At 65.0% G+C, this 18242-nt stretch carries 18 protein-coding genes; 4 read left to right on the top strand and 14 right to left on the bottom strand.

From position 1 onward, the window contains the following. Positions 1 to 134: 134 nt before the first annotated feature. From IVB18_RS21125 to IVB18_RS21115, 3 genes are all read right to left on the bottom strand, one after another. Positions 135 to 965 carry a flagellar motor protein MotB gene (locus tag IVB18_RS21125; protein ID WP_247990888.1) on the bottom strand — a complete coding sequence of 277 codons (831 nt, stop codon included), beginning with the start codon at positions 963 to 965 and terminating at the stop codon, positions 135 to 137. 23 nt (positions 966 to 988) lie between these two features. Further along, positions 989 to 1762: a MotA/TolQ/ExbB proton channel family protein gene (locus IVB18_RS21120; protein ID WP_247990887.1), complete on the bottom strand. Its 774-nt coding sequence runs from the start codon at positions 1760 to 1762 to the stop codon at positions 989 to 991. 183 nt (positions 1763 to 1945) lie between these two features. Then, positions 1946 to 2791 carry an SDR family NAD(P)-dependent oxidoreductase gene (locus IVB18_RS21115; RefSeq protein ID WP_247990886.1) on the bottom strand — a complete coding sequence of 282 codons (846 nt, stop codon included), beginning with the start codon at positions 2789 to 2791 and terminating at the stop codon, positions 1946 to 1948. Positions 2792 to 2886: 95 nt separating this feature from the next. On the opposite strand from IVB18_RS21115, the gene IVB18_RS21110 reads away from it, so the two are divergent. After that, positions 2887 to 3180 (top strand): hypothetical protein, encoded by a 294-nt coding sequence (locus IVB18_RS21110; RefSeq protein WP_247990885.1) that lies wholly within the window; start codon positions 2887 to 2889, stop codon positions 3178 to 3180. Positions 3181 to 3197: 17 nt separating this feature from the next. Here IVB18_RS21110 and IVB18_RS21105 read toward each other — a convergent pair whose 3' ends face one another. The 4 genes from IVB18_RS21105 to IVB18_RS21090 all read right to left on the bottom strand — a co-directional run bounded on the left by IVB18_RS21105 (position 3198) and on the right by IVB18_RS21090 (position 7750). After that, entirely contained in the window at positions 3198 to 3917 is a 720-nt protein-coding gene (locus IVB18_RS21105) for an RraA family protein (RefSeq protein WP_247990884.1), read from the bottom strand. 123 nt (positions 3918 to 4040) lie between these two features. Further along, on the bottom strand, positions 4041 to 4922 hold the full coding sequence (locus IVB18_RS21100) for a phosphatidylcholine/phosphatidylserine synthase (protein ID WP_247990883.1): 882 nt from the start codon (positions 4920 to 4922) through the stop codon (positions 4041 to 4043). An 88-nt stretch (positions 4923 to 5010) separates the two neighbouring features. After that, positions 5011 to 5805, bottom strand: a complete 795-nt coding sequence (locus IVB18_RS21095; RefSeq protein WP_256477113.1) for a phosphatidylserine decarboxylase — start codon at positions 5803 to 5805, stop codon at positions 5011 to 5013. Then, on the bottom strand, positions 5795 to 7750 hold the full coding sequence (locus tag IVB18_RS21090; protein WP_247990881.1) for an ABC transporter ATP-binding protein/permease: 1956 nt from the start codon (positions 7748 to 7750) through the stop codon (positions 5795 to 5797). Before IVB18_RS21090 ends, IVB18_RS21095 begins: the two co-directional genes overlap by 11 nt. Positions 7751 to 7953: 203 nt before the next feature. Between IVB18_RS21090 and IVB18_RS21085 the strand changes: the two genes are divergently transcribed. After that, complete coding sequence (locus IVB18_RS21085; protein ID WP_247990880.1) at positions 7954 to 8559, top strand: TIGR00730 family Rossman fold protein; 606 nt, start codon at positions 7954 to 7956, stop codon at positions 8557 to 8559. Between the two features lie 3 nt (positions 8560 to 8562). Here IVB18_RS21085 and IVB18_RS21080 read toward each other — a convergent pair whose 3' ends face one another. The 4 genes from IVB18_RS21080 to cysS all read right to left on the bottom strand — a co-directional run bounded on the left by IVB18_RS21080 (position 8563) and on the right by cysS (position 12541). Then, positions 8563 to 8940, bottom strand: coding sequence for a VOC family protein (locus IVB18_RS21080; RefSeq protein WP_247990879.1), 378 nt, complete (start codon positions 8938 to 8940; stop codon positions 8563 to 8565). 117 nt (positions 8941 to 9057) lie between these two features. Further along, positions 9058 to 10656 carry a citramalate synthase gene (gene cimA, locus IVB18_RS21075; RefSeq protein ID WP_247990878.1) on the bottom strand — a complete coding sequence of 533 codons (1599 nt, stop codon included), beginning with the start codon at positions 10654 to 10656 and terminating at the stop codon, positions 9058 to 9060. Beyond that, positions 10653 to 11144, bottom strand: coding sequence for a GNAT family N-acetyltransferase (locus IVB18_RS21070; RefSeq protein WP_247990877.1), 492 nt, complete (start codon positions 11142 to 11144; stop codon positions 10653 to 10655). The genes cimA and IVB18_RS21070 overlap by 4 nt, the downstream gene beginning before the upstream one ends. Then, entirely contained in the window at positions 11144 to 12541 is a 1398-nt protein-coding gene (gene cysS, locus IVB18_RS21065) for a cysteine--tRNA ligase (protein ID WP_247990876.1), read from the bottom strand. Before cysS ends, IVB18_RS21070 begins: the two co-directional genes overlap by 1 nt. 289 nt (positions 12542 to 12830) lie before the next feature. Here cysS and IVB18_RS21060 point away from each other — a divergent pair, with 289 nt between their 5' ends. Both IVB18_RS21060 and IVB18_RS21055 read left to right on the top strand, forming a co-directional pair. Further along, on the top strand, positions 12831 to 13136 hold the full coding sequence (locus IVB18_RS21060) for a hypothetical protein (protein WP_247990875.1): 306 nt from the start codon (positions 12831 to 12833) through the stop codon (positions 13134 to 13136). 129 nt (positions 13137 to 13265) lie between these two features. Next, complete coding sequence (locus IVB18_RS21055) at positions 13266 to 14456, top strand: DUF2865 domain-containing protein (protein WP_247990874.1); 1191 nt, start codon at positions 13266 to 13268, stop codon at positions 14454 to 14456. 177 nt (positions 14457 to 14633) lie between these two features. Here the strand turns inward: IVB18_RS21055 and IVB18_RS21050 are convergent, their stop codons facing one another. From IVB18_RS21050 to IVB18_RS21040, 3 genes are read right to left on the bottom strand one after another with little or no spacing between them, the layout of a single operon-like run. Then, entirely contained in the window at positions 14634 to 16391 is a 1758-nt protein-coding gene (locus tag IVB18_RS21050; RefSeq protein ID WP_247990873.1) for an NAD+ synthase, read from the bottom strand. Positions 16392 to 16415: 24 nt separating this feature from the next. Further along, positions 16416 to 16769 carry a diacylglycerol kinase gene (locus tag IVB18_RS21045; protein ID WP_247990872.1) on the bottom strand — a complete coding sequence of 118 codons (354 nt, stop codon included), beginning with the start codon at positions 16767 to 16769 and terminating at the stop codon, positions 16416 to 16418. 4 nt (positions 16770 to 16773) lie between these two features. Then, positions 16774 to 18162: a 3-deoxy-7-phosphoheptulonate synthase class II gene (locus tag IVB18_RS21040; RefSeq protein WP_247990871.1), complete on the bottom strand. Its 1389-nt coding sequence runs from the start codon at positions 18160 to 18162 to the stop codon at positions 16774 to 16776. Positions 18163 to 18242: the final 80 nt, after the last annotated feature.

The following is an 18242-nucleotide window of genomic DNA, read 5'->3' as shown; positions in this document are numbered from 1 at the left end:
CCTTTTGACGCTTCCGGCCCGTCTGTCAATCGGCACACCACCATAGCAGGCACCGAGGCAGATGCTGTGACGCCGCGGCCACGTTCATCGCCATAGCGACGACATGCCTCAGGTAAAATGGTAGCGCAAGTGCCCTACGGCTTCAAATTCGGCGGCAGCGGCGGATCTTCGCGCATCAGGGTTATCGTCACCCGCCGGTTTGCCGCGAGCGAGGGATCGTCCGGAAACAGCGGCTGGGTATCCGCCTTTCCGGCGACGGCGAAGATGTGCGCCGGCGGCAGGCCCTCGCGCTCGAGGATCTGGCGCACGGCATTGGCGCGATCGGCCGACAGGTCGAAGGCGCCGTAATCGCTGCGGGCCGGCACGAAGCCGGCTGCGGTGTGGCCGGCGATGGAGACGCGCAGCGGCGTCGCCTTGAGCGGAGTCGCGAGCTTCTCGATCAAGCGGCGGGTGCGGTCGTAGGGCACCTTGGAGCCGTCGGCAAACATCGAGCGGCCGTCCTGGTCGACAATCTCGAGGTTGAGGCCCTGCTTGGTCTCCTCGAACATGATGTGCTTGGACATCTCGGTCAGTTCCGGCATGTCCTGCAAGGCTTGGCGCAACGAGGCCGCCGCCAGCGCGAAGTTGCGATCGACCTTGATCTTCGCGCCCGAGGTTCGGTCACGATCCTCCTGGTCCGGCGTCGGCGTGTTGGAGGAATCCTCGGGCTGGATGTGGTCGACGTTCTTCAGCCGCGGCCGCGTCGGCAGGCCGTCGGACTCGACGATGCCGGCGTAGCGCGCTTCGGTCTGGACGCCGAAGGCGTCGCGCATGGAGCCTGCGACGACCTTCAGCTTGTTGGCATCCTGGGTCGAGAACGCGACGAGCATCACGAAGAAGCTCATCATCAGGCCCATCAGGTCGGCGAAGGTCACGAACCAGCCGTGTCCGCCGCCATGTGCGTCGCCGCGCTTTTTCTTGGCCATGACCTAGATCCCGGTGCGCGCGATCAGGCCGGAACCGGCTCGCCGTCGGCGTGGCGGTGCTTCTCGGGCAGATAGGCCAGCAGCATTTCGCGCACCAGCGTCGGGCTCTTGGAGTCGCGGATCATCAGGATGCCGTCGATGATCAGCGTGCGGTTGGTCTCTTCGTCCAGCAGCTTGCCATGCAGCTTGTCAGCGATCGGTATGCAGAACAGGTTCGCGACCAGCGCGCCGTACAGCGTGGCGAGCAGCGCGGTCGCCATGAACGGGCCGAGCTTGGAGGGGTCAGTCATGTTGGCGAACATCTGCACCATTCCGATCAGCGTGCCGACCATGCCGAAGGCAGGGGCGCAGTCGCCGATGGCGCGGTAGATCTTGCTGCCTTCGTCCAGATGCATCAGGAAATTGTCGCGGTCGCGCTCGAGATTGTCGCGGATGAAATCGAGATCGTAGCCGTCGGCGACGTAGCGAATGCCCTTGGCGAGGAACGGCTCGTCGGTCTCGACCTTTTCCAAGCCTACCGGGCCTTGCTTGCGGGCGATCTCGGCGATGCGGGCGAGCTCGTCAACCAGATCATGCGCCGACAGACGGCTCATCGTGAACGCGAACTTGGCACCGAGCGGCAGACCGTGCATCAGCGCTGAGAGCGGAAAGCGGATCATGGTCGCTGCGGTCGATCCGCCGAAGATGATGATCATCGCATGCTCGGAGACGAACATGTGAAGGTCGCCGCCCAGCAGCATCATCACCGCGATGACGATAATGCCCGCCACGAGCCCGATGCTCGTCATGATATCCATGGGAGACTCCAACGCGAACGCAACAACGGCCGTCCTGGCCGGTGGCGCAGTCCAACCCCGAACCGCATCGGAAACCCTAGTGAGCCGCGATTAAAGACGCGTAAAGGTTAAGTCTGGACAGCGTGGCACGAACGCACGGCGCGCGCTGGCCTTGCCGACAGCCGACGGAATCTCAACTCTTTGCTAACCATGATGGGGCCGCGCTAGGGCAGACAGGCCCGTCAGCTCCAGGCTGAGCGCGCGCAGGCGCTTGCGTGCATCGGCATCATAGGCCTGCGAATTGGCGCGCGCCTCGTTCATGCCGTTGAAGAACAGGCCGCTCTTGCCAGCAACGTCGTCGCCCTCGACCAGGTGCAGGATCGCCGCGCCGCCCTGCTCCACCGTCGAGATCGGCGCGATGCCGCCGGCACGCACCATCGTGGTATTCATGTACGTCGCCGGGTGCAGCGAGTTCACGGTGATGCCGGTGGCCCTGAGCTCTTCCGCAAGGTCGACCGTGAACATGATCTGCGCGAGCTTGCTCTGCGCATAGGCGCGCGAGCCGCTGTAGCCCTTCGTGATCATGACATCATCGAAATCGATCGGATGCTGGCCGAGCGAGGCGACGTTGACGATGCGCGACGGCGCCGCGGTTTGCAGCAGTGGCAGCAGCAGATGAGCCAGCAGGAAGCCCGAGAGATAGTTCACGGCGAAGCGCAGTTCGTGACCGTCGCCGCTGACCTGCCGCTGCGGACCGTCGTTTTGCGAACCGATGCCCGCATTGCTGACGAATACATCGAGACGCCGGTGATCGCGGATCACGGCCGCGGCGAGCGCGCGCGTGCCTGAAATCGACGACAGGTCGGCTTGATAAAAGGCAGGCGCGGCGTGGCCGGCCTTCACGATTTCGTCGATCAGCGTCTTTGCGCGCGCGGCGTCGCGGCCGTGGATCAGAACCCTTGCACCGCCTTCGGCCAGCCGGCGAGCGACGTAACGGCCGACGCCGTCGGTCGAGCCGGTGATCAGGACCGTCTTGTCATGCATCTTCATTGTGCGCCTCCGCTGCGGCCCTGCGCCACATCGGCGACGAGGGATCATGCAGTATTCTGTAGCCCTGCGGCATGCTCATGGCCGGAGCCATCGCAATGGTGACACTGTTCAGCCTGCTCATCGCGCTTCCCGCGGTGCTGGCGCTCCACCTGCTTGAACCGGAGCTCGTCCTGCCGGCGTTCAGCATCCTGCTCTTTGCCGAAGCCATCTTTGCCGTGATCGCAGCGCGCCTGCTTCAGGTCCCCGACAATGCGCAAGACATCACGCTGTGGGATTTGGCCGGCGGCTTCACCTTGATCGGATGCGCCGCCGCGATGTTCGGCGAGCCGGATCAGGCCGCCCTGTTCTTGGCGGAACAGGGCAGCCCACGACCGGCGTCGCAGCCCTAAATCGTTCAATCACGCCGTCAGTGGATTTCCGCCGAGCGCTTCAGCGCGGCCTTCAGCTTCTCCAGCGAGAAGTCGGGGCTGCGGGCGATCTCCAGGATCGGCGTCTCGCGACGGCCGCACAGTTCGGCGGCCTCGGGAAGTTTTGCAGCAACGTCGAGCGGGATCACGATCGCGCCGTGCTGGTCGGCGTGGATCAGGTCGTCGGACTTCACGGTCATCCCGGCCACCCGCACCTCGCCGCCGAAGCTTTCCGCATGCACCCAGGCATGCGACGGGCCGATCGAGCCGGCGAGCGCCTGGAAGCCGGGCGCCCATTGCGGGATGTCGCGGATCGAGCCGTCGGTGATGACGCCGAGGCAGCCGAGCGCCTTGTGTACGTTGCTCTGCACCTCGCCCCAGAACGCGCCGTAGCCGACGTCGGGTCCGTCGATGTCCTGGATCACCGAGATGCGCGGACCGTGGCCGGTGCCGACATATTCGTAATAGTCGATGCGGCGCCTGGACTGCTCTTCCGCAGGCAGCGAGGACTTCAGGACCGAGCGGATCGCAACCGTGCGGGCGTAGCCGACGATCGGCGGCAGGTCGGGAAACGGGCAGACGAGCTGCTTGGTGGTGTAGCCGATCAGCCGGCGCTCGGGCGCCACGATTTCCATGGCGTTGCAAATCGTCGGCGTGTCATAGCGGCCCAGCGCTTCGAGGACGGAAGCGGGCAGCCGCCCGGTCGCGGAATTCGTCACGGCGTTCTCTCCCAGATTGGCGACGGCTGTTTGCGCGATGCCGCCGGCACAGGGCGATATAGCCGAGATCGGGCGCGGACCCAACTCAGGGCGCGCTCATGGCAGATATCCGCGTGTCGCCGCTCAGTGCAGCCGATCGGGCCGGTCGTCGCGCGGCGGCTCGGGTGGGTTCGCCGTCAGCGCCGAAGATGATGGCGGCGCCGTGACCTCGCCTCCCGATGGCGCTGCAACCTCCACCGCGCGCGCCTGGTCGCGGTAGGATTTGTAGCCGAGCGGCAGGCCCAGGAGATACAGCACCGTGCCGATCGAGAGCAGGTGCCAGGGATAGGCGATCACCAGCGCGATGAAGAAGATCACCGCGACGAACGCCGGTAGCACGAGCTCGGGCGGCACCCGCATGCGCATGGTCTTGCCGGAGAACACCGGCAGGCGCGACACCATCAGGAAGGCGATCAGCAGCGTATAGCCGGCCGTCACCGCCGCGGGCCAGCGACCGAGATCGAGGAACGCCACGTAGATCGGCAGCAGCACCGTGATCGCGCCGGCGGGCGCCGGCACGCCGGTGAAGAAATTGGCCGCGAAGGCCGGCTTGTTGGGGTCGTCCATGGTGGCGTTGAAGCGCGCGAGCCGCAGGCCGCCGGAGATCGCGAACACCATCGCGGCGATCCAGCCCGCATTACCCAGCTCATGCAACTGCCAGAAATACAGCATCAAGCCAGGCGCCACGCCGAAATTGACGAAGTCGGCAAGGCTGTCGAGCTCGGCGCCGAATTTCGACTGTCCCTTGATCATCCGCGCGACGCGGCCGTCGATGCCGTCAAGCGCGGCCGCGAACACGATGGCGTAGACCGCGAGCGACATCCGCCCTTCGATCGACAGCCGGATCGCCGTCAGGCCGGCGCAGATCGCTAGCAGCGTGATGACGTTGGGCACCAGCATGCGCACCGGGATCGGGCGGAACCGCCGGCGGCGCACGTCGGGATCTTTGAAATCATAGGGCGTCATTGGCTCGTCCTCACCATAAGGCGAGATATAGCAAGCCGCTTTCCCTTCCGCCATTGCGGCGGAACGCCCTCATGCACCGACTTAATGGTTAATTGGCCCGATAAGCGCGGTTCGGGTCATCAGCGGCAAGGTCGGCCAGGATCGTCTCGCCGGCGATCGCGGTCTGCCCTTCCGAGACCAGCGCCTTGGTGCCGGCCGGGAGATAGACGTCGAGCCGCGAGCCGAAGCGGATCAGGCCGAAGCGCTCGCCGGCCCCGACCGCCTGCCCTTCCCGGACGAAGCAGACGATGCGCTTGGCGACCAGGCCTGCGATCTGGACCACGCCGATCCGTGCCGTAGGCGTCGAGATCACCAGCGAATTGCGCTCATTGTCCTCGCTCGCCTTGTCGAGCTCGGCATTGATGAAAAGGCCGGGCCGGTAGGCGATGCGGTCCACCCTGCCCGCCACAGGGCTGCGGTTCACATGGCAATTGAACACGCTCATGAAGACCGAAATGCGCGGCAGCGGCCGGTCGCCGAGCCCGAGCTCGGCCGGCGGCAACGCCATGGTGATCATCGACACGCGGCCGTCGGCCGGCGACACCACGAGCCCCTCGCGCACCGGCGTCACCCTTACAGGGTCGCGGAAGAACAGCGTGCACCACACCGTGAGCGCGGTACCGATCCACCCCAGGGGCGACCACAGCCAGAACAGCACCAGGCTAGCCAGCGCAAAGCCGCCGATGAAGGGATAGCCCTCCTTGTGGATCGGCGGAATCTGACGCTGGATCGAATCGAGAATGGACATCGTTATCTGCCGCTCAAGGGTTGATGGCGCGGGGTCGTCTCGCGCACCGGGGTTGTTTAGGCCAGAGTTGGGACCGGAGACAAGGTCACTCCGCAGCTGCAGGCGTCGTGAGGACGTCCTTGACCGGCGGTGGCTCCCGGTTGGGCGCCTCGCTGCTGTCGGCCATCCTGGCCAGTTTCTCGCGCGCCGCCTCGGCCTCGCGCTGCCTGTTCCACATGCTGGCATAGAGGCCGCCCTGCGCCAGCAGATTTGCGTGGGTACCGCGCTCGGCGATCCGGCCCTGGTCCAGCACGATGATCTCGTCGGCGCCGACGATGGTCGAGAGCCGGTGCGCGATCACGAGCGAGGTGCGGTTCTTGGCGACGCGTTCGAGTGCGCCCTGGATTTCGTGCTCGGTATGGGTATCGAGCGCGGAGGTCGCCTCGTCCAGCACCAGAATCGGCGGCGCCTTCAGCACGGTGCGCGCGATCGCGACGCGCTGCTTCTCGCCGCCGGACAGCTTCAGGCCGCGCTCGCCGACCTGAGTCTCATACCCCTTCGGCGCCATGCGGATGAAGTGGTCGATCTGCGCCAGCCGCGCCGCCTGCTCGACCTCGGCATCGCTGGCGTCCCAGCGGCCGTAGCGGATGTTGTAGCGGATGGTGTCGTTGAACAGCACGGTGTCCTGCGGCACCATGCCGATCGAGGCGCGCAGCGATGCTTGCGTGATCTCGCGGATGTCCTGGCCGTCGATCAAAATCTTTCCGCCGGAGATGTCGTAAAGGCGGAACAGAAGTCGTGAGATGGTCGACTTGCCGGCGCCGGAGGGCCCGACGATCGCGACCGTCTTGCCGGCCGGCACCTCGAAGCTGATGCCCTTGAGGATCGGCCGCGCCGTCTCATAGGAAAAGCGCACATCCTCGAAGCGCACGGCGCCTGCGGAGACGACCAGCGGCTTCGCATTCGGCGCATCCTTGATCTCGGCCTCGCGGCCGAGCACGTTGAACATCTTCTCGATGTCGATGATCGCCTGCTTGATCTCGCGGTAGACCATGCCCATGAAATTCAGCGGCTGGTAGAGCTGGATCATCATGGCGTTGACCAGCACGAAATCGCCAACCGTGTTGGTCCCGTTGCGCACGCCGATCGCGCACATCAGCATGGTCGCAGTCAGCCCGAGCGTGAAGATCACCGCCTGGCCGGTGTTGAGCACGGCGAGCGAAGTATAGGCGTGGACGCTTGACTCCTCGTAGCGCGCGACCGAACGGTCGTAGCGCTGCGCCTCGCGGGCCTCGGCACTGAAATATTTCACGGTTTCGTAGTTGAGCAGCGAGTCGATCGCCTTGGTATTCGCCTCGGTGTCGGAATCGTTCATCTTGCGGCGGATGCCGATCCGCCACTCGGTCGCGACGTAGGTGTAGTACATGTAGACTGCGACGGTGATGAGGGTCGCGAGCACGTAGCGCCAGTCGAACTGCCAGAGCAGCACCGCCATCAGCAGCGAGACCTCGACGATGGTCGGGATCAGCTGGAGGATAACCATGCGCACGATGACCTCGATGCCCTCGCGGCCGCGCTCCAGCACGCGCGTCAGGCCGCCGGTCTTGCGCTCCAGATGGAAACGCAGCGAGAGCTCGTGCATGTGGATGAAAGTGATGGTGGCGAGCTTGCGCACCGCGTGCATGGCGACGCGCGCAAAAATTCCGTCGCGCCATTGCGTCAGCACCGCCATCACGATGCGCATCGCGCCGTAGCTCGCCGTCAGCAGCAGGGGCGATGCGATCACCCAGAGCTGCCAGTTGTCCGCCTGCACCGGCGCGGTATTGGCGCCGGTCAGTGCGTCCGTCGCCCATTTGAAGCTGAACGGCACCGTCAGCGTGATCAGCTTGGCGGCGAGCAGCAGCACCATCGACCAGACCACGCGCATCTTCAGGTCGAAACGGTCGCCGGGCCAGATATAGGGCCACAGATGCGCCAGCGTGCCCATCAAGGTGGCCCGCTCCAGCGGTCCGCCGGCAGGATCAGGAACGTCGGCGCCGTCGAACGATTGAGGTTGGTCCATCAAAAAAGCCTGAAGGCCCGCCGGATGCGGGCCGCGTTGCGATTAACGATTTTCGCCCGTCATATAGAGACTTCCCGATGCCGGCGCACCCCGCCAGATGGCGAATCTTCGATTGTTTGTCGTCATTTACCAGTAGATTTTCCGACAGCCCCGAATCACCAATTGGGCTTGACGCCCCTTCGCTGCAATGCATCATGGCACCAATGAGCACGATCAAAACCGTCTGTGTCTATTGCGGCTCCGGTCCCGGAACCAATCCCCACTTCACCGAAGGCGCCAAGGCGTTCGGCAAGGCGCTCGCCGAGAACAACATCCGCCTGGTCTATGGCGGCGGTTCGCTTGGACTGATGGGCGCGGTCGCGACCTCCGTGCTCGATCACGGCGGCACCGTCACCGGCATCATCCCTGATTTTCTGCGGTTGCGCGAGAACGCGCTGACCCGGGTGCAGGAGATGATCGTCACCCCCGACATGCACGAGCGCAAGCGGCTGATGTTCGAGCGGTCCGACGCCTTCGTGGCGCTGCCGGGCGGCGTCGGCACGCTGGAGGAGTTGGTCGAGCAGTTGACCTGGAAGCAGCTCGGCCGTCACGCCAAGCCCGTGCTGCTCGCCAATATCGACAATTTCTGGGAGCCGCTGTTCTCGCTGCTGTCGCACATGCGCCAGACGGAGTTCATCCGCGCCGGCCTCTCGGTCGACATCCTCAAGGCCGATCGCGTCGAGGAGATTCTGCCGAAGCTGAAGGCGGCGGCGGCACAGATTGCCGACGCGGAAAAGCAGCTCGCCCCGGAAGTGGCCCGCAAGCTCTGAGAGCTACTCAGTCGGAAACGTCACCGCCTCGATCCGGTTGCCATCGGGATCAATGATGAAGGCCGCATAGTAGCGCACGCGGTCGTGCGGGCGGATGCCCGGCGCGCCGTCGGATGCACCGCCGGCCAGGAGTGCTGCGGCATGAAACGCATCGACCTCGCTGGTCGCTTTCGCGCGCAGGCAGATGTGTATGCCGCTCTCCGGTGGCACGCGCGGCATGCCCTCGCGCAAATTGATCCAGAATTCCGGATAGGCCTTGCCGAAGCCGATCGTCCGCGGCCGCGTGACGAGCCGCGCGAGCCCGAGTGTGGCGAGAATTGCTTCGTAGAATTTTGCAGAGCGGTCGAGATCGCTGACGCCGACGGAGATGTGGTCGATCATGTCTGCGCCTCCTCCATCGTCCGTAGCCCGGATGAGCGAAGCGACATCCGGGAAAAGCTATCGATGCGGCACATACTGTCCCGGATATCGCTTCGCTCATCCGGGCTACATCTTTGCTTACGCCGGCGCGCCCGACTTCACGAGCTTGTAGATCACCGAATCCATCAGCGCCTGGAACGAGGCGTCGATGATGTTCGGCGACACGCCGACCGTGGTCCAAATATCGCCGTTCTCGTCCTCGCTCTCGATCAGGACGCGCGTGACCGCGCCGGTGCCGCCATTCAGGATACGCACGCGGTAGTCGATCAGCTTCAGGCCCTCGATGTATTTCTGATACTTGCCGAGGTCCTTCCGCAGCGCCACGTCGAGCGCATTGACGGGACCGTTACCTTCGGCCGCCGAGATCAGGTGCTCGCCGGCGACGTCGACCTTGACCACGGCCAAGGCGACGGTGACGCGCTCGCCGAGCGCGTTGTAGCGCTGCTCGACATTGACATCGAACTGCTCGACCTCGAAATATTGCGGCACCTTGCCGAGCGTGCGCCGCGCCAGCAGATCGAACGACGCGTTGGCGGATTCATAGGCGTAGCCCGCCGCCTCGCGCTCCTTCAATTCCTCGACCAGCCGCGTCAGCTTCGGGTCGCTCTTCTCGTAAGCGATGCCGGCGCGGTCGAGCTCGGCGATGACGTTGGAGCGGCCGGCCTGATCGGACACCAGCACCTTGCGGTGATTGCCGACCAATTCCGGCAACACATGCTCATAGGTCTGCGGATCCTTCATCACGGCGGAGGCATGGATGCCGGTCTTGGTGACGAAGGCGCTCTCGCCGACGTAAGCCGCATGCCGGTTCGGCGCGCGATTGAGCATGTCGTCCAGCGTACGCGAGACTTTGACCAGGGTCGCCAGCTTCTCCGGCGTGACGCTGATCTCGAAGGCGTCGGCAAATTCCTGCTTCAGCTTGAGTGTCGGGATCAGCGAGCAGAGATTGGCATTGCCGCAGCGCTCGCCGAGGCCGTTCAGCGTGCCCTGGATTTGCCGCGCACCGGCGCGCACCGCGGCGAGCGAGTTCGCCACCGCCTGCTCGGTGTCGTTATGGGCGTGGATGCCGATGTGATCGCCGGGGATGTGTTTTGTCACCTCGGTGACGATGGCTTCGACCTCGTTCGGCATGGTGCCGCCATTGGTGTCGCACAGCACGACCCAGCGCGCGCCGGCCTCATAGGCGGCTTTGGCGCAGGCGAGCGCGAAGCTGGGGTCTTCCTTGTAGCCGTCGAAGAAATGCTCGCAGTCGAGCATCACCTCACGGCCGGCGGCCTTTGCTGCCGCAACGCTGTCACGAATGGAAGCGAGGTTTTCCTCCTTCGTCGTCTCCAGCGCCACCCGCACCTGATAGGCCGAGGACTTTGCCACGAAGCAGATCGCATCGGCCTTCGCTTCCAGGAGACCGGCGACGCCGGGATCGTTGGAGACCGATCGCCCGGCCCGCCGCGTCATGCCGAAGGCAGTGAAGCGCGCATGATTGAGCTTCGGCTTGGTGCCGAAAAACTCCGTATCGGTCGGATTGGCGCCGGGATAGCCGCCTTCGACATAGTCGATGCCGAGCTCGTCCAGCAGGGCGGCTATGACCCGCTTGTCGGCCAGCGTGAAATCGACACCATTGGTCTGCGCGCCGTCGCGCAGCGTGGTGTCGAACAGATAGAGACGCTGCTTGCTCATTGCGCTGCTCCGAGCGTCTTCTGCATGGTGGTGTTGGCGAGCCACTCGCCGTTGATGGTGACGGTGTTGCGCTGCTTGGCGGTGTAGCCGCGCTTGGCGAAGAAGCTTTCCGCGGTGTCGCTGGCGTCAACCGTCAGGCTGGTTGCGCCACGCCCGCCGGCGAGCTTTTCCAGCGCGTCGAGCAGGATGGTGGCGATGCCCTGCCCGACCACGGCCGGATGCACATAAAGCATACGGATGTGATCGGTGCCGCGCAGCGACGCAAACCCCACGGGCGAGCCCTCCAGCGTCGCGATCAGCGTCAGGTCGGCAGCGAGCCGCTTGCCGAACTCTTCGCTTTCGGCCGCCGCCATCCAGGCTTGCTGCTGCGCCTCGCTGTAGTCGTCGCCGGTCAATTCCTCGATGCTGGCGGCGAAGATCGCGGCGAGGACCGGCACATCGGCCGGCAGGAAGGGCCGCAAGCCAGGCTTTGGGAACGCCTGAGCCATCACGCGAGCTCCCATGTCGTCACCGGCTTGCCGCCGGCATCCTTGCCGTCCTTCAGAACGACGCCCTTGGCGGCAAGCTCGTCGCGGATCCGGTCGGACTCCCTAAAATCCTTGCGCGCACGTGCGGCGGTCCGCTCCGAGATCAGGCGCTCGACGTCCTTGGCATCGATGCCGCTCGCCTGCTGCTTGCGCCCTTCCCACTGCGCAGCGCTCTCGGAGAGGAAGCCGAGCAGACGCAGCGACGCGGCCAGGCCACCGGCGTCGGACGCGTTGCGCAGCCCATGCAGCGCCGCGATCGTCAGGGGCGTGTTGAGGTCGTCGAGCAACGGCTCGACCACGGATACAGCCGGCTTGCCGGGCTCGACGTCGGCCGCTACCCGATACCAATCGTCGAGCGTCCTGGCGCTCTCCTCCAGCGACTTCATGGTCCAGTCGATCGGCGAACGGTAGTGCGTCTTCAGCATGTTCAGGCGCAGCACTTCACCAGGCCAGTCCGCGAGCAATTCGTGGATGGTGACGAAGTTGCCGAGCGACTTCGACATCTTCTCGCTCTCGACCTGGAGGAAGCCGTTGTGCATCCAGTAGTTCGCCATGCGCTCCCGGTGGAAGGCGCAGCAGGTCTGCGCGACCTCGTTCTCGTGATGTGGAAACACGAGATCGATACCGCCGCCGTGGATGTCGAAATATTCGCCGAGATGCTTCCAGGCCATGGCCGAGCACTCGACGTGCCAGCCCGGGCGCCCCTGCGCGGCGATGCCGGCCGGCGACGGCCATGACGGCTCGCCGGGCTTCGAGGGCTTCCATAGCACGAAGTCGGTCGCATCGCGCTTGTAGGGCGCGACATCGACGCGCGCGCCGGCGATCATCTCATCGAGCGAACGCTTCGACAGCGCGCCGTAGCGCGGCAGCTCTGAATTGGCCGCGTTCATCACCTGCGGCGAGAACAGCACGTGGTCCTCGGCGGCATAGGCAAAGCCGCCGGCGACGAGCATTTCGATGATCTCGCGCATCTCGCCGATATGCTCGGTCGCGCGCGGCTCGACGCTCGGCCGGAGCGCGCCGAGTGCGTCGACGTCGGCGTGAAACTGCTTGCCGGTCTGCTCGGTGACCTTGCGGATCGCCTCGTTCAGCGGCAGGCCGGGAAAATCGCGCGCGGCACGGTCGTTGATCTTGTCGTCGACGTCGGTGATGTTGCGGACATATTTGACATGCGCCTCGCCATAGAGATGGCGCAGCAGGCGAAACAGCACGTCGAACACGATCACCGGTCGCGCATTGCCGATATGGGCGAAGTCGTAGACGGTCGGTCCGCAGACATACATGCGGACGTTGTTCGCATCGAGCGGCACGAATGGCCGCTTCTCCTTCGTCAGCGTATCGTAAAGACGCAATTCCATATGGATACCCGTCGGCTGTTGGCCGGGCGTCCAGTGCTCTCAATGTTTTTGAGAAAAGACGGCTCCAGCCAGCGAATCGCTAGCTCGTAATCTCGCGGCAAATGGCGCAAATGGCGAGGAGACCGTTCATGCGGCAACATATGGGCCACGAAGGGCCCTTGCGTCAAGGGAGCCGCGAAAATGCCGTCTTATCTCCGCAAAGCGGCGCGTCCTGCCATGATGATTCATCATCCTTAACCTTTTGAGTTTATTCGGAAGCTGGCGGTTCCCTTAAGCCCCGGTGCTACCTATGCGGTCCCTGTTCGCGCTCGTCTCCTGTGCCTCCATCGTCGCGGCAAGCGCCGCATTCGCCGAGACCCGCGTCTTCATCATCGCCAACCAGGCCGACGGCTACGGCGTCGACCAGTGCCTGGCCAAGGGCGACAAATGTGGCGCGCAGGTCGCGCGCACCTACTGCCAGTCGCGTGATTTTGCCCAGGCCTCGGCCTATCGCCGTGTCGATCCCGACGAAATTACCGGCTCCGTCCCCAAATCCGGCGCAAACTGCTCTCATGGCCATTGCGACGAATATGTCGCAATCACCTGCCAGCGTTGAATTCCCTCGGAACTGGCGGATCTTAGACCCAGTCTTTGGCCCCAAAACGACGTGACGATGCCGCAGGAAGCGGCTATTGGAGGGCGCGCTTCGGCCCCCCAAGTCATGCTGGGCCGCGACCTCGCTAGAATGGCGGATATGCCTGAATTTTTGTCTCTCTCCCGTCCTCGCTTCCTCCTTGCCTGCACCGTGCTCTTGAGCGCAGCCGTGCTCGCCACCGGCGCTTTCGCGCAGGCCGGCCCGCCCGGTCCGCCGCCACCGCCGGCCCAAGGCGGGCTTGGACCGAACCCGATGTGCGCGCGGCTGGAAGGACAGCTCGCCGGACTCGATCGCGGGGCGAGCGGCGATCCCGCGCGCGACGACCAGATCCGCCGCTACCAGGAATCGGCCACGCGCCAGCAGGCCGAGCTCGACCGCGTCACCATGCAGGCCAAGCGCATGGGCTGCGATTCCTCCGGCTTCTTCTCGCTGTTCAACGGCCAGTCGGCGCAATGCGGCCCAGTCAACACCCAGATCCAGCAGATGCGCGCCAATCTGGATCAGATCACCGGCAATCTCGAGCGCTTGCGCGGCGGCGGCCCCGGCGGCTTCAGCCCGGAGCGCGACAGCCAGCGCCGCTCGGTGCTGATGGCGCTCGCGCAGAACAATTGCGGCCCGCAATATGCCAACGCCGCGCAGTCGCAGGGCGGCAACTTCCTGAGCAATCTGTTCGGCGGCGGCAACAACGCCAATCCGCAGGGAGTACCGCCCTCCGACCTCGGTCCGCAATCCGGCACCTACCGCACAGTGTGCGTGCGCACCTGCGACGGCGCCTACTTCCCGGTCTCGTTTGCGACGGTGCCGGCGCGCTTCCCCGACGACGAGAAGAGCTGCAAGGCGCTATGTCCGGCGGCCGAAGCCTCGCTCTACACCTATCGCAATCCCGGCGAGGACATGAACTCCGCGGTCTCCGTCAGCGGGCAGCCCTATTCGGCTTTGCCAAACGCGTTTAAATTCCGCAGCGAGTTCAATCCGTCCTGCTCCTGCAAGGCCGCAGGCCAGAGCTGGGCCGACGCGCTGAAATCGGTCGACGACAAGGCCGCCGCCGAGCAGCAGGGTGACATCATCGTCACCGAGGAGAGCGCCAAGAAGATGCAGCAGCGTCAGCTCACCAAGGGCACGCCCGCGACCACTGCGAAGAAGGGCACTGCCCCGGCGCCGACGACCGCCACCGCACCGGCTGCAACGCCGCCTGCGGACACCGGCACGGCGACGACGTCCTCCGAGAACAAGCCGATCCGCTCGGTCGGGCCGAGCTTCCTGCCGCAGCAGCAGAAGTAAGCTGCCTTTTGCTGTCATGCCCCGCGAAGACGGGGCATCCAGTACTCCGCGGCGCGGATTGGTTTTCACAACGCTCGCCGCGGAGTACTGGATCATCCGCCTTCGCGGATGATGACAGTGGAGTGGGTGGCGAGACCGCCTGCCTCGCCACACCAGTTTCTGTGAACTCAGTAACCTTTACCCCTCGAACGCGTCGATCGAGGCGCCGTTGGCGCGCGAGACCAGTGTCTCGTCCGGCGCGGGCAGTGGCTCGCCTTTGTCGCGAAAACGGTTGGTGATGGGATAGCGGCGGTCGCGGCCGAAATTCCTGCGCGTCACCTTCACGCCCGGCGCGGCCTGGCGGCGCTTGTATTCGGCGACGTTGAGCAGATGGTCGATGTGCACCACCGTCTCACGGTCGAAGCCGGCGGCGATGATCTGGTCGAGCGGCTCCTCGCGCTCGATCAGACGCACGAGGATGGCATCGAGCACGTCGTAAGGCGGCAGCGAATCCTGGTCGGTCTGGTTCTCGCGCAGCTCCGCCGTCGGCGGACGCGTGATGATGTCGGGCGGGATGACCTCGCCCGCAGGCCCGAGCGCGCCGTCGGGCTTCCAGGCATTGCGCAGTGCCGCCAGCCGGAACACCTGCGTCTTGTAGATGTCCTTGATCGGATTGAAGCCGCCGTTCATGTCGCCATAGAGCGTGGCGTAGCCAACCGACATTTCCGACTTGTTACCGGTGGTCACCACCATCAGCCCGGTCTTGTTGGAGATCGCCATCAGCAGCGTGCCGCGGGTGCGGGCCTGAAGATTTTCCTCGGTGATATCAGCCGGAAGATTCTTGAAGATGCCCGAGAGGATGGTCTCGAACCCGTTCACCGCCTCCGCGATCGGCAGGACCTCGTAGCGGATCCCCAAGTGCCCGGCGAGTTCGCCGGCGTCCGCAATCGAGCTCGGCGCGGTGTAGCGATAAGGCAGCATCACGCCGTGCACCTGATCGGCGCCCAGCGCATCGACGGCGATCGCCGCGCACAGCGCAGAATCGATGCCGCCGGAGATACCGAGCAGCACGCCGGGAAAGCCGTTCTTGGTGACATAATCGCGCAGGCCGAGCACGCAAGCTGCGTAATCGGCGTGGTCGCCCTCGGGCTGTTCGGCGATCGGGCCCGTGCAGCGCCAATCGTCGCCATTTTTGGTGAATCGCAGCGTGGTGATGCTCTCCTCGAACGCCGGCAGTTGAGCTGCAAGCGACAAGTCGCCATTGAGCGCGAAGGAGGCGCCGTCGAACACCAGCTCGTCCTGGCCGCAGATCTGGTTGAGATAGACCAGCGGGAGACCGCTCTCAGTCACCCGCGCCACCGCGACCGACAGGCGCACATCGTTCTTGTCGCGGGCGTAGGGCGAGCCGTTCGGCACCAGGATGATCTCGGCGCCGGTCTCCGCGAGAGTCTCCACCACGTTCTCGTAGTCCTCGGACTCCTCCAGCCAGATATCCTCGCAGATCGGCACGCCGATCCGCACGCCGCGCACGGTCACGGGACCTGACGCAGGTCCGCGCGCAAACAGCCGCTTCTCGTCGAACACGCCGTAGTTCGGCAAATTGCATTTGAAGCGCAGCGCGGCGATGAGGCCGCCATCGAGCAGTGCGCAGGCATTGTAGAGCCTGTTATCCTCGACCCAGGGCGTGCCGACCAGCATCGCCGGGCCGCCATCGGCGGTCTCGCGCGCCAGCGCTTCGATCGCGGCGCGGCAAGCGGCCTGGAAAGCCGGCTTCTGCACGAGGTCTTCCGGCGGATAGCCGGCGATGAATAATTCCGGAAACAGCACGAGATCGGCGCCGTCGGAAGCGGCCTGCGCGCGCGCGGCGCGCGCTTTCGCGGCATTGCCGTCGATGTCGCCCATGGTCGGATCGAGCTGCGCGAGCGTGACCGCGAATTCGTCGAGACGTTCGGTCATGGCCGCCTTTTTCCGATCCTGTGGCTACACGAAGCCCAACCGCTCGACGATGGCGAAGATCCAGAACGCGCCGGCCATCAGCAGCGCGACGCCGACGGCGGCCGAGCCCATGTCCTTGACCCGGCCGATCTGCTTGTCGTGATCCATGGTCAGGCGGTCGGCGAGCTTCTCGATCGCGGTGTTGAGCAGCTCGACCACCAGCACGAAAGCGACCGCACACACCAGTTCGACGGCGCGTATCGCGGTCGAACTGATGAACCACGCGATCGGCAGCGACAGCAGGAGCGCAACGATCTCCTCGCGGACGGCCTGCTCCGAGCGGAACGCAAAGGCCAGACCGTTGCGGGAATTGATCGTGGCCTTCCATATCCGCAGCAAGGTCTTAGAGCCCCGCAACGGCCGGCATCGGCCTGACCTTGCCGGCGCGTTCCTGCTTCAGCAGCTCCGCGACCAGGAAAGCCATGTCGATCGATTGCTCGGCGTTGAGGCGGGGATCGCAGACCGTGTGGTAGCGGTCGTTGAGATCCTCATCCGTGATGGCGCGGGCGCCGCCGAGGCACTCGGTGACGTTCTGGCCGGTCATCTCCAGATGCACGCCGCCGGCATGAGTGCCTTCGGCCGCGTGGATCGCGAAGAACGACTTCACCTCCGACAGGATGCGGTCGAACGGCCGCGTCTTGTAGCCTGACGTGGAGGTGATGGTGTTGCCGTGCATGGGGTCGCAGGACCAGACCACCATCCTGCCCTCGCGCTTCACGGCGCGGATCAGGTTCGGCAGGTGCTCGCCGACCTTGTCGGACCCGAAGCGGCCGATTAGCGTCAGCCGGCCGGGCTCGTTGTCGGGATTGAGCACGTCGATCAGCTTCAACAGCTCGTCGGCCTTCAGCGACGGACCGCACTTCAGCCCGATCGGGTTCTTGATGCCGCGGAAATACTCGATATGGCCGTGATCGAGCTGACGAGTGCGGTCGCCGATCCAGATCATGTGGCCTGATGTCGCGTACCAGTCGCCGGTGGTGGAATCGACCCGGGTCATGGCCTGCTCGTAGCCGAGCAGCAGCGCCTCGTGGCTGGTGTAGAAATCAGTGGCGCGCAGCTCGGGATGGCTCTCCAGGTTGAGGCCGCAGGCCTGCATGAAGTTCAGCGCGTCCGAGATGCGGTCGGCGAGCTCCTTGTAGCGGCGGGATTGCGGGCTATCCTTCAGGAAGCCGAGCATCCACTGATGCACGCTGCCGAGATTGGCGAAGCCGCCGGTGGCGAAGGCGCGCAACAAATTCAGCGTCGCCGCCGACTGCCGATACGCCATCAGCTGGCGCTGCGGATCCGGCACGCGCGCTTCCTTCGTGAAGGCGATGTCGTTGACGATGTCGCCGCGATAGCTCGGCAGCTCGACGCCGTCGAGCTTCTCGGTCGGCGAGGAGCGCGGCTTGGCGAACTGGCCAGCGATGCGGCCGACCTTCACGACGGGCACTGCGCCGGCATAGGTCAGCACCACCGCCATCTGGAGCAGCACACGGAAAAAGTCGCGGATGTTGTTGGCGCCGTGCTCGGCAAAGCTCTCGGCGCAGTCGCCGCCCTGGAGCAGGAAGGCTTCGCCGGCCGCAACGCGCGCCAGCGCCCTCTTCAGGTTGCGCGCCTCGCCCGCGAACACCAGCGGCGGAAAGGTCGCAAGCTGCGCCTCGACATCGGCCAGCGCCTTGGCGTCGGGATAGTCGGGCACCTGTAGCACCGGCTTGCTGCGCCAGGACTCGGGCGTCCACCGCTCGGACATCGCAATCTCTCCGTGAAGCAAAAAGTGCAACCTGATCTGTGGGTTGCGAGGGCCGCCTTATACACAGGCTGGCCACCGGC

The organism is Bradyrhizobium sp. 186 (assembly GCF_023101685.1).
GTDB lineage: Bacteria > Pseudomonadota > Alphaproteobacteria > Rhizobiales > Xanthobacteraceae > Bradyrhizobium.
This window is presented reverse-complemented; position numbering and strand designations above follow the sequence as displayed.

Excerpts from the sequence above, each read along its gene's own strand:
- IVB18_RS21090 (WP_247990881.1), bottom strand. The coding sequence starts at position 7,750 with ATGGACCAACCTCAATCGTTCGACGGCGCCGACGTTCCTGATCCTGCC.
- cysS (WP_247990876.1), bottom strand. The coding sequence starts at position 12,541 with ATGGAATTGCGTCTTTACGATACGCTGACGAAGGAGAAGCGGCCATTC.
- IVB18_RS21055 (WP_247990874.1), top strand. The coding sequence starts at position 13,266 with ATGGCGGATATGCCTGAATTTTTGTCTCTCTCCCGTCCTCGCTTCCTC.
- IVB18_RS21115 (WP_247990886.1), bottom strand. The coding sequence starts at position 2,791 with ATGAAGATGCATGACAAGACGGTCCTGATCACCGGCTCGACCGACGGC.
- IVB18_RS21120 (WP_247990887.1), bottom strand. The coding sequence starts at position 1,762 with ATGGATATCATGACGAGCATCGGGCTCGTGGCGGGCATTATCGTCATC.
- IVB18_RS21080 (WP_247990879.1), bottom strand. The coding sequence starts at position 8,940 with ATGATCGACCACATCTCCGTCGGCGTCAGCGATCTCGACCGCTCTGCA.
- IVB18_RS21060 (WP_247990875.1), top strand. The coding sequence starts at position 12,831 with ATGCGGTCCCTGTTCGCGCTCGTCTCCTGTGCCTCCATCGTCGCGGCA.
- IVB18_RS21085 (WP_247990880.1), top strand. The coding sequence starts at position 7,954 with ATGAGCACGATCAAAACCGTCTGTGTCTATTGCGGCTCCGGTCCCGGA.
- cimA (WP_247990878.1), bottom strand. The coding sequence starts at position 10,656 with ATGAGCAAGCAGCGTCTCTATCTGTTCGACACCACGCTGCGCGACGGC.
- IVB18_RS21100 (WP_247990883.1), bottom strand. The coding sequence starts at position 4,922 with ATGACGCCCTATGATTTCAAAGATCCCGACGTGCGCCGCCGGCGGTTC.
- IVB18_RS21110 (WP_247990885.1), top strand. The coding sequence starts at position 2,887 with ATGGTGACACTGTTCAGCCTGCTCATCGCGCTTCCCGCGGTGCTGGCG.
- IVB18_RS21040 (WP_247990871.1), bottom strand. The coding sequence starts at position 18,162 with ATGTCCGAGCGGTGGACGCCCGAGTCCTGGCGCAGCAAGCCGGTGCTA.
- IVB18_RS21070 (WP_247990877.1), bottom strand. The coding sequence starts at position 11,144 with ATGGCTCAGGCGTTCCCAAAGCCTGGCTTGCGGCCCTTCCTGCCGGCC.
- IVB18_RS21125 (WP_247990888.1), bottom strand. The coding sequence starts at position 965 with ATGGCCAAGAAAAAGCGCGGCGACGCACATGGCGGCGGACACGGCTGG.
- IVB18_RS21050 (WP_247990873.1), bottom strand. The coding sequence starts at position 16,391 with ATGACCGAACGTCTCGACGAATTCGCGGTCACGCTCGCGCAGCTCGAT.